Raw genomic sequence first — 5492 nt, 5'->3', positions numbered from 1 at the left:
CGGCGTCCAGGCCGTGCTGGGCATCGCGCCCTGCCTGGCGGGCGTTGCGTTCGGCCTCGCTCGCCTCACGCAGCGCCTGTTCGGCCTGGGCAAGGGCAGCCTCTGCCTCGCGCATCATCTGCGTCGCCTGCACCGCCTCGGCATCGAGCTCGGCCAGCCGGTTCTTCTGCGCCAGCCTCTGCGCCGCCGCGGTCGGTGCATCGGCGCTGGCGGTCAAGCCATCCCAACGCCACAGCGCGCCGTCACGGCTGACCAGCCGCTGGCCGGGGGCAAGCAGCGTCTGCAGGCGTTTGCCGTCCGCCGCATCGACGATGCCGATCTGCGCCAACCGGCGGCCAAGCTGCGAAGGCGCGCGCACCACGCTGGCGAGGCTCTTGAGGCCTTCCGGCAAAGCCGCATCGCCTGGTTGAACCTGGCTTTCGCCCCAATGCACCGGCGCGCTGCGGTCGAGCGGCACGTCGAGATCCTCGCCAAGCGCAGCACCGAGGGCCGTCTCATAGCCGCGTTCGACGCTGAGTTGCTCCAGTACCGACGGGAAAAGATCGCCGCTGGCGGCATTGAGGATCTTGGCCAGCGTGCGGGCTTCGGTCTCGATGCCGGCGAGTTCGGCCCTGGCGTCCTGCAGCGGCGGACGGGCGGCACTCTCGGTGGCGCGCGCCTCGGCGACAGCCTGTTCGGCAGCAATGGCGCCGGCCTCGGCTTCCTCCAACCGGGCGAGCGCGTCCTCGACCAAAGCGCGCTTCTCGGCGGGATCGGGCAGGCCGGCGACTTTCGAGACGATCTCCGATAGCTCGCGGTCGACATCGGCCAGCTGGCGGGCAAAGCGATCGCGGCGTTCGGCGGTGTCGCGCAGCGTGCGCTCGATCTGGTTGCGCGAGGCGGCGGCCTCTGCGCGTTCGGCGGTTAGCGTGGCGAGCTTTGCTTCGCTTGTGACAAGCGTTGCGCCGGCCTGCTCGAAAGCGGCGCGCGTGGTGGCTTCGCGTTCGGCGGCACCGGCATTTTCGGAGTTGAGTGTCGCTTCTTCCTCGCGCAGGCGCTCGAGGATGTCGGCATTGTCGCGCACCATGCGCTCTTCGCGGGCGATGTCGCCGTCGAGCTGCTGCAGCCGGCGCTCGAGTTCGGCCTGGCGGGCGCGGATGCGGCCTGCCTCCTCCTCGATCTGCGCCTTGGCGATCGACAGCCGCTGGAAGGCGGCGGCAGCCGCGGCCTCGGCGTCACGCAGATCCGGCAGCCGGTGGGCGCCGATGCCTTGCTCCCGGGCGGCAGCCATCTGGGCGGCGGCGCGGTCGCCGACCAGAGCTGTGGCAACCGCCAGCGCCGACCGCGCATCGCCCTCCTGGATCTTGGCCAGCGTCCAGCGCAGATGCAAGAGCGTGGCTTCCGCCTTGCGGATATCGGCCGACAGGTTCTTGAAGCGCGATGCCTGGCGCGCCTGGCGCTTAAGGCTTTCGATCTGGCTCTCCAGTTCGCCGACGACATCGTCCAGCCGTTCCAGATTTTGTTCGGCCGCCTTAAGCCGAAGCTCGGCCTCGTGACGGCGCGTGTGCAGGCCGGAAATGCCGGCGGCTTCTTCGAGCAGCGCGCGGCGCGCCTGCGGCTTGGCCTGGATCAGTTCGCCGATGCGGCCCTGTCCGACCATGGATGGCGAGCGCGCGCCGGTCGACTGGTCGGCGAACAGAAGCTGCACGTCCTTGGCGCGGGCTTCCTTGCCGTTGATGCGGTAGAGCGAGCCGGCTTCGCGCTCGATTCGGCGCGACACTTGCAATTCATCGGCGTCGTTGAAGGCGGCGGGCGCGGTCCGGTCGCTATTGTCGAGGAACAGCGTGACTTCGGCGGTGTTGCGGGCCGGGCGCGTTCCCGAGCCGGAAAAGATCACGTCGTCCATGCCGGACGCGCGCATGTTCTTGTATGAGCTTTCGCCCATCACCCAGCGCATCGCCTCGACAAGGTTCGACTTGCCGCAGCCATTCGGCCCGACAATGCCGGTCAGGCCGCGTTCGATGACGAACTCGCCGGGTTCGACGAAGGACTTGAAGCCGAGGAGGCGAAGGCGCGAAAACTTCATTCGCGCCTGCCTGGAAGGCACAAAGGTGCGCTGACGCCAAAGCGCAGTCGCTCCGGCGCCGCCTGGACGTCAGAGCAGAGGGTCGATGATGGCCGATATTTCCTCAATCGACATCGCACCTTTGTAGGTTTTCCCGTTGATGAAGAAGGTCGGTGTCGAGTCGACCTTGAATTCATCGGCGCCGCGCTTCTGGACCGATCTCACATCGTCCAGAAGTTTCTGGTCCGTCAAGCAGGCCTCGAAGGACTCCTGTGTAAAACCGGCGAGCTTGGAGATCTGCAGCAGCGCATCCTTGGTATTGTTGACGCCGACCCAGTTGGCCTGCTGCTTGAACAGCACGTCGACCATCGGGAAATAATTGTCCTTCGAACAGCGCGCCAGCATGAAACCGGCCTCGGCGCTCGGATCGAACGGGAATTCGCGCAGGATGTAACGCGCCTTGCCGGTGTCGATGTATTTGGTCTTCAACTCAGGGAAGGTGGTCGCCGCGAAATGCGCACAATGCGGGCAGGTCATCGAAGCATATTCGACGATGGTGACCTTGGCGTCATCCTTGCCGAGCTGCTTGTCGGGCAAAGCGCCGGGCTTCAGCAGTTCGGCCATGTCGACATTGCCGGAAGACTCCGGGACCTTGACGGCGGCCGGAGTGGCAGGCGTCGAAGCAGGCACCGCGGGAGCCGCAGGCTTCACATCCGCTGCTTTGGCATCCTCGCCTGAATCGCTGCATGCGGCGAGCATAGCCACTGCCGGAATGACGGCCAGCGAAGACAGGAGGTTTCTGCGGGACAAGCTACGGTTCATGCGAATCACCTGACTGTGGTTTGATTTTGCAACGCAAAGGCTAGAAAAGGCGAGAGTTGGCGGGAATTAAGGCATCGCCGTCCCCATTCCAATCGCCAAACTCTACATGCAGGATCACGAATGCGCGAGATAGATGACGCGTTCATGACCGACTGATTTCCAGTTGATTACCTTGGCCGCTTCCTTTGGCCAAGAATTGTGGCGCCAAGACGCTCCAGCGAGGCGCGCAAGCCTTCATCCTCGATCTTGCCGACGGTATCGGACAGTTTGGCCTTTTCGACAGGAGTCAGTGCTCTCGGCGACGGTTTCGGCCGGGCTTTGTCCCTCAGCACCGGCTTTTGCACGATCCGGATCCTGCCGATCGCGTTGAAGCCGAGAAAGGCATTGACGCGGTTGATGATCTCGCCGGTCTCGTGCTGTAGGTGCAGCGCGGCCATGCCCTCGCAGGCGATGACCAGCACCGCCGGCTCGAACGGATCGTCCTCATGCATGCGGCGCGGCCACTGGATTTTTTCGGGGCGCGAATGGCCGGCGAGCCTGGGGCCGGCGATCTCTTCCCATGACTGCACCAGCCCGATCGAAATGCCGGCCCGCTTGCGCAGCACGGGGTCGAGGATCGCGGTCGCGAGATCGCTCACCGGAACGGGATTGCCGTAAGGCGTTCTCCCTGCCATGTACGTTCTCCAGCCACGCTCCTCACCAGCCTAGAGCCAGCCCGCGATCAATGGCACTGCACGAACAGACCCGCAAGGCCGCATCCGGACCAACTCTATCGGGAGAGATCGCCGCGCGTCTGCTTGCCTGGTACGACGCGCACCATCGCGAACTGCCGTGGCGGATCACGCCGCACGCCGCGGCCGGCGGTGCACGGCCGGACCCCTATCGCATCTGGCTGTCGGAAGTGATGCTGCAGCAGACCACGGTCGAAGCGGTAAAATCTTATTTTCGCGCCTTTGTCGAGAAATGGCCTGATGTGAAGGCGCTGGCGGCTGCGCCGGCCGAGGATGTGATGAAGGCTTGGGCCGGGCTCGGCTATTATTCACGGGCGCGCAACCTCAAGGCCTGCGCCGATCTGGTTGCGAGCCAGGGCGGCCGTTTTCCCGACAACGAAACGGGATTGAGGGAATTGCCGGGGATCGGCGCCTATACGGCGGCGGCGATCGCGGCGATCGCCTTCGACCGTCCGGCGGCGGTCGTCGACGGCAATGTCGAACGTGTCATCTCGCGGCTCTATTCGATCGCAACGCCGCTCAGCGAGGCAAAGCCTGAAATCCGCGCGCTCGTCGAAAGACTGGTTCCGCAGACAAGGCCGGGCGACTTCGCCCAGGCGATGATGGACCTCGGCGCTACGATCTGCACGCCAAGACGGCCGCGCTGCATGCTGTGCCCGGTGCGCGAGGATTGCAGCGCCATCCTGTCCGGCGACCCCGAGCGCTTCCCGGTCCGCCTGCCCAAGGTCGACAAACCACTCAGGCGGGGTGCCGCCTTCGTCGCCGAGCGCGGCGACGGCGCCATCCTGTTGCGCAAGCGGCCTGGCAAGGGCCTGCTCGGCGGCATGACCGAGGTGCCGACCACAGGTTGGACAGCACGGATCGACGGTGCAACCACTTCGGAGGCAGCGCCCTTCCCTGCCGACTGGCGGCGCGCTGGAGAGATCGCGCATGTCTTCACCCATTTCGCGCTCGAGCTCGAAGTTTTTCACGCTCAAGTGAAAAGTGATGCGCCGGAAGGGCATTTCTGGTCGCTGGCCCATGACATTTCCGGAGAAGCGCTGCCGACGGTCATGAAAAAGGTCATCGAAGCAGCGATACCGGGCGCAACCAAAAAGCACCGCCCCATTGACTAGCATTCGCTTTGAAAGGCCCGAAATGACTGAAATCCGCCATATCGTGTTCGACATCGGTCGCGTCTTGCTCCACTACGATCCGAACATTCCGTTCAGCCGCCTCATTCCCGATGCCGAAGAGCGCAAGTGGTTCTTCGACAATGTCTGCACGCATGACTGGAACATCGAACAGGACCGTGGCCGGACGTGGGAAGAGGCGGAAGCGCTGCTGATCGCGGATTACCCGGATCATGCTGAAAACATCCGCAATTTCCGACGCTATTGGAACGACATGGTGCCGCATGCCTATGAGGACAGCGTCGCCATCATGCTCGGCCTGATCGAGAGCGGCCACGACGTGACCATGCTGACGAACTTCGCCGCCGACACACTTGCCGAGGCACGACTGCGCTTCGATTTCCTTAGCCGCCCGCGCGGCGTGACCGTGTCGGCCGATATCCGTGAGATCAAGCCCGACCGCGCCATCTACGACCATCACGTCGCCGCGTTCGGTCTCGAACCGTCAGCCACGCTGTTCATCGACGACAGCCCCAGAAATGTCGATGGCGCCAGGGTGGCCGGCTGGAATGCTGTGCTGTTCACAGATGCAAAAACGCTCAAGGCGGACCTTGAGCGGTATGGCATCGCGACCTGAGCTACGCAGAGGGGTCGAAGGTAGCGCTTTATGGCGCCCCCCTCTGCCCTTGTCCAGCCGATAGATGGGTAACACTTTGAACCGGATACATAGGTGACACTTCTCTCCCCCTATGCGTCCGCCGCAGCGCCAAGCGGATTGGTTGG

At 64.4% G+C, this 5492-nt stretch carries 5 protein-coding genes; 2 read left to right on the top strand and 3 right to left on the bottom strand.

Annotation, left to right across the window (positions count from 1 at the left end; translation table 11 throughout):
• The 3 genes from X730_RS135460 to X730_RS135470 all read right to left on the bottom strand — a co-directional run.
• The coding region (locus X730_RS135460) for a chromosome segregation SMC family protein (RefSeq protein ID WP_023827880.1) at positions 1–2065 on the bottom strand (2065 nt) is incomplete at its 3' end.
• 69 nt (positions 2066–2134) lie between these two features.
• Positions 2135–2866, bottom strand: a complete 732-nt coding sequence (locus X730_RS135465) for a DsbA family protein (protein ID WP_023687169.1) — start codon at positions 2864–2866, stop codon at positions 2135–2137.
• A gap of 167 nt (positions 2867–3033) precedes the next feature.
• Positions 3034–3540 (bottom strand): DUF721 domain-containing protein, encoded by a 507-nt coding sequence (locus X730_RS135470; RefSeq protein WP_031197540.1) that lies wholly within the window; start codon positions 3538–3540, stop codon positions 3034–3036.
• Positions 3541–3590: 50 nt separating this feature from the next.
• Between X730_RS135470 and mutY the strand changes: the two genes are divergently transcribed.
• Positions 3591–4712, top strand: coding sequence for an A/G-specific adenine glycosylase (gene mutY / locus X730_RS135475; protein ID WP_023827878.1), 1122 nt, complete (start codon positions 3591–3593; stop codon positions 4710–4712).
• Positions 4713–4734: 22 nt separating this feature from the next.
• Complete coding sequence (locus X730_RS135480) at positions 4735–5346, top strand: HAD family phosphatase (RefSeq protein WP_023701993.1); 612 nt, start codon at positions 4735–4737, stop codon at positions 5344–5346.
• Positions 5347–5492 lie beyond the last annotated feature (146 nt).

The sequence above is a fragment of the Mesorhizobium sp. L103C131B0 genome, assembly GCF_000502275.1.
GTDB lineage: Bacteria > Pseudomonadota > Alphaproteobacteria > Rhizobiales > Rhizobiaceae > Mesorhizobium.
Note: the sequence above shows the minus strand (reverse complement) of the source record. Positions and strands in the feature narration are given on the sequence as shown.